Here is a 4,010-nt window from a genome sequence, read left to right on the forward strand (position 1 = left end):
GGCTGGGCCCGGGGCCCGGCCGCATCCACGCGTGAACCGTCCTGCGCTCCGCCGGCCGCGCGGCCGGGCGCTCAGCCGCCCGCGCGGACCCTCGGGACCTGCGGCGTGTGCCGCCAGGGCACCATGGGCCGGCGTGCGAGGCCGGGGCGGGCGGGGCTGGGCTGCCAGGCTCGGCCCGGGCGCAGCAGGGCGCGTATGGGGCGCCAGAGCGCGTCGGCATCGCTCGGGCACTGCGGCGTGGCCCGCCACAGCAGGCCCTCGGGGTGGTGCAGGACCGCGGTGACCTCGTCCGGGGTCGGCGGCTCGGCGTTGCCCCGGAGGTAGACGGCCCGCAGGCCGAGATTGCGGAGCCGGGTCAGGGCCCGCGCCCGGTTCTGCGCGTGCACCAGGACGCGTACGGTGCCCCCCTCGGCAGCGGGTCTCGGCACCGTCAGGGCCACCACCACTCTGCCGTTCGGGAGCCTGCTGAAGCCTCCGCCAGCCATGATCGGTCCTCCTCCCCCTCCTGCGAGACGTCCTTCCGCAAGACGTCGTGTCAATAAGAAATGCACAGCTGCACCTAAACACGATCGGCCGCCGCCCGCTAGAGGGGCAACGGCCGATCATGGTTTGACCTGCGGTTTCAGTGCTTAACGGGTCGACGGTCCCACGTGGACTGTCATGGTCGCGCCACTGATGGGCTGGCTGAGGATCGAGATCCTGGTGTTGGTGTCAGGAACCTTGGCGCTGCCCTGCGGGTTCGCCGGGTCCCAGTAGCCGCCCCGGTGGTCGTCGAAGGCGATCACTCCGCCCTGCGGCTTGATCCGGGTCGGCACGTCCGCCTTGTGCAGCGTGAGCGCCGGCGTCGGGTACCAGCTGAACGGCGCGTCGAAGGCCTGGATGCGGTTGCGCATCACCGTGCCGTCGGACCAGCGCAGCGCCTTCGGGTGGGCGTCGACCGGCAGGATGAGCCCCTCGCCCGGGTGGACGCTCGTGTTGTTGTCCGCCTGGGAGGTGTCCCAGTACCAGACCAACATCCCGTTCTGGTAGGGGAAGTGCTCCACCTGGAGGTCCTTCGGCGCGGTGAAGCCGAAGTTGTACGGGCCGGTCCGCAGCGTCGTGTCGTAACTCGTGTACTGCCGGTTCTCCACGATGTAGTACTGGTCGTAGTCCCTGCTGAACGAGCCGCCGATGCGGGAGAAGCCGGCCGCCGTCCAACCGGCGTCCGCGCTCTCGGCGTTGTCGGTGAACAGCGGGGTGCCGTCGGCGACGACGGAGATCTCGTCGGCCGCGAAGCCCTTCTGCGAGACGCCGCCGTCGGTGGAGTAGCGGAAGCGCAGGTCGATCTTCCGGCCCCCGTACGCGTCGAGCGGGTACACGAGCTTCTTGTAGGCGCCGGACGTTCCGGTCAGCGCCGGCTTGTCGCCGCCGTCGCGCGGGATCGCCGTGCCGTCCGCCGTGCCGTCCAGCGGCGTCCAGTTGGCGCCGCCGTCGGTCGAGGCCTCCGCGTAGAGGTAGTCGTAGCCGTCCTCGATGTCCCACCAGCCGTCCAGGGACAGCGAGGCGGAGGTCCTGCCGGTGAGGTCGACCGAGCGGGTCAGGGTGTTCTTGAGGTTGTCACCCATGCCGCTCCACCACTGCGACGAACCCTGCGGGGGCTGGACGACCGAGGTCGTCTTCTCCTTCTGCGGCAGGTTCACGACGAGGGCCTGCGGGTTCTTGGTGTTGTACTCGGTCACCCCGAGCTTGACCGTGGAGCTCTTCGCGGCCTTGGCCTGCGCGTAGTTCAGCCAGCCCAGCTGGAGCTTGTCCCACGCGGTCATGTCGCCCGGCAGGTCGCCGATCGCGTTCTTGCCGGTGCCGAGCCACGAGCCGGAGGACATCAGGTCCCAGAACGCGGTCGAGTTGTCGCCGCCCGCGGTGTCGTAGTTGTCCGGCAGGCCCAGGTCGTGGCCGTACTCGTGGGCGAAGACGCCGAGTCCGCCGTTCTCCGGCTGCATCGTGTAGTCGCCGACCCACATGCCGGTGTCGCCGATCTGCGTGCCGCCCGCCTTGTTGTCCGCGGGACCGGTCGCGCCGGCGTCCGAGCCGTACGCGTACCAGCGGTGCGCCCAGATGGCGTTGGTGCCCTCGGCGCCGCCGCCCGCGGACTCGTCCTCGCCGGCGTGGACGATCTGGAAGTGGTCGATGTAGCCGTCGGGCTCGTTGAAGTTGCCGTCGCCGTCGTAGTCGTAGCGGTCCCACTGGTCGTACTGCGCCAGGTCCGCCTTGATGTCGGCGCTCGACTCGCCCTTGGCCTTCTGGTCGGCGACCCACGCGTTCACGCCGTCGCGCACCGCGTCCCACACGGAGGGGCAGGTCGTGCCGCCGCAGTAGTTCGAGCCGTAACGGGCCTCGTTGTACGGGATCTTGACCCAGTCGGTGACCTCGCCGTCGACGGAGTAGCGGCCCGAGGACTGCTTCTCGTAGAAGGTCTTCAGCGATTCGCGCTGCTTGCCCTTCTTGTCCTTGCCCGTCGCGAAGTACAGGTCCTGGAAGTGCTTCTGGTTGTAGTCGGCCTGCCAGGCGGTGGAGTTGTCCACCTTGCGGTCGGGCTCGGCTATCCGGTTGTGCAGCGGGCCGGGCGTGCCGCCGTACTGCGTGACCGGCGGCTTCGGGCCGGATCCGTCCGGGTCGTACTGGGTGGTGTTGTCGACCTTGTCGCCGAACTCCACGAGGATCGTGAAGATCCGGTCGGTCTTCTCCCGCCCCAGCTCGACGTACTTGCCGCCGCCGAGCTTCACCACGTTGGAGGCACCGCGCTTCTCGACCTTGCGGTGCCCGGAGAGCACCTGGTCGAGCGCGGCCTTGCGCTCGTTCGTCTGCTGCTTGGTGAACGGGCCCGGAAGGTCGTGCTGCGCCTGGCCCGCCTGCGGCGCCGGATCGCGGCGCTCCACCTGGGCGGCCGTGGCGCGTGACGCCGCGGGATTCTCCTGTGCCTGTGCCGTGCTGAAAGCGGAGGCCGTCGCCGCGGTCGCGGCGAGCGCCACGATCACCGCCGCCGCACGCTTCGCCCGTCTGGCCGGTCTCGCCGGTCCTGTGCTGGTCACTCGCTGGTGTCCTCCCCCGCGCCCGCGCCGATGGCCGTCCTGGTGAGGACCTGCCCGGCCGATGCGCGCCTGTACGCGAACTGTGCGCGTGCTGTACGCGATTCAAGTGGCGCCATTGGACCGGAGTTGACGAAGAAATGACAGTCTTGACTTGCTCACGGCAATTCAACTATGGAAAGCGGAAGATCCGATGAGCGTTCCTTGATCTTTAGGGGACGGCACGGCTGCGGACGCCCCGGGGTCCGGGACGGCCGTCACAGGCCCCTCCCCCCGTGCCACCTGCGCACTCCCCGGGCGTCACCGGGGGCGGAGGGCGCGGGGACGGGGACGCGCCGGCGTCCCGGTGGCGGGCGGACCGGGCACGGAAGGGCGGCGCACGACGGAGGCGCGCGGAGGTGAACGGCGGCGGCCCGCCGGGCGGCACGAAGGCCGTGCGGGACGGACGGGACGGGCGCACCGGACGGCGCCGGGGGGCGTTCGCGTGAATCCGTGCGCCCCCTGTGCATCCGCACCGTGGGTTAGGTCACGCTTACCGCCCGTTCCCGTCGGGCATCCACGGACAGAGAGTCGCGCCGCCGGTGCGACCGCGCGCAAGCACCCTGACCCTTACACCTCCAACGGCCGGCGCACCCCGAACCGCCGGCACATGCTCCGAGGGACGGAAACGCCATGCCGCGTCCGAACGCCGCACAGCTCGCCTACGGTTCAGCCACCGTCGTCTGCTCGGCGACGGCCATGCTCCTGCTCTCGGGCATTCCGACGGGGTCGGGCGTCGTCGTCATCGGTGTCGCGGCGCTCGCACTCGGCCTGCTGGTGGCGCTCAGCGTTCCCGCGCCGCGCCGCTCCCGGCAGGCGCGGGAGACCGCCGAGGTGCGGGCCACCCCGCTCGCCGGGCCGGCGGGGGCCGAGAACCGCGGCGCCGAGGGGTCCATGGCCGCGGCG

At 70.9% G+C, this 4,010-nt stretch carries 2 protein-coding genes and 1 pseudogene; 1 reads left to right on the forward strand and 2 read right to left on the reverse strand.

The genetic code is table 11. From position 1 onward, the window contains the following. Window positions 1-176: 176 nt before the first annotated feature. Window positions 177-485: pseudogene (locus tag L1885_RS24895) on the reverse strand (hypothetical protein); the annotation flags it as partial. A gap of 144 nt (window positions 486-629) precedes the next feature. Further along, a complete protein-coding gene (locus L1885_RS24900) occupies window positions 630-3,068 on the reverse strand; it encodes an immune inhibitor A domain-containing protein (RefSeq protein ID WP_235799421.1) in 2,439 nt (812 codons plus the stop codon). Between the two features lie 669 nt (window positions 3,069-3,737). On the opposite strand from L1885_RS24900, the gene L1885_RS24905 reads away from it, so the two are divergent. Further along, window positions 3,738-4,010 (forward strand): hypothetical protein (locus L1885_RS24905; protein WP_235799422.1); only part of this gene is annotated, 273 nt, incomplete at its 3' end.

The sequence above is a fragment of the Streptomyces fuscigenes genome, assembly GCF_021556455.1.
In the GTDB taxonomy this organism is placed as follows: domain Bacteria; phylum Actinomycetota; class Actinomycetes; order Streptomycetales; family Streptomycetaceae; genus Streptomyces; species Streptomyces fuscigenes.